The 436-nt window shown below is 68.8% G+C and carries 1 protein-coding gene; it reads right to left on the reverse strand.

Annotation, left to right across the window (positions count from 1 at the left end; genetic code table 11):
* A partial coding sequence (locus ACTJKO_RS17430) for a cytochrome ubiquinol oxidase subunit I (RefSeq protein ID WP_440690636.1) occupies positions 1–436 on the reverse strand: 436 nt, incomplete at both ends.

Here is a 436-nt window from a genome sequence, read left to right on the forward strand (position 1 = left end):
GATGAGGACCTCGACCCCGGTCACGTTCGGGGACACACCGGCGCTCGTCTTCAGGAGCCCGAACACGAGCCACGGCTGGCGACCCATCTCGGTGAAGATCCAGCCGACGGTCATCGCCGCCATCGGCAGCGGCGCCGACCAGACGGCGACCCGCCAGATCCATCGGCGCTGCGGCACCCGTCCGCGGCGGAGCAGCACGAGACCGGCGAGCGCGAGCAGGACGGAGACGGCCCCGAACCCGATCATCCAGCGGAACGCCCAGTAGGTGACCCAGATCGTGGGGGAGTAGTCCCCGGGCCCGTAGACCTGGCTGTACTGGGCCTGCAGTTCGCGGATCCCCTCAACTGTTCCGTGCATCGTGTGGGTCGACAGGAACGAGAGCAGGTACGACACCCGGATCGAGAAGAGCTCGTGGACGCCGTCCGGGGTGCCGAGC

It is taken from the genome of Curtobacterium sp. 22159 (assembly GCF_052045775.1).
In the GTDB taxonomy this organism is placed as follows: Bacteria; Actinomycetota; Actinomycetes; order Actinomycetales; family Microbacteriaceae; genus Curtobacterium.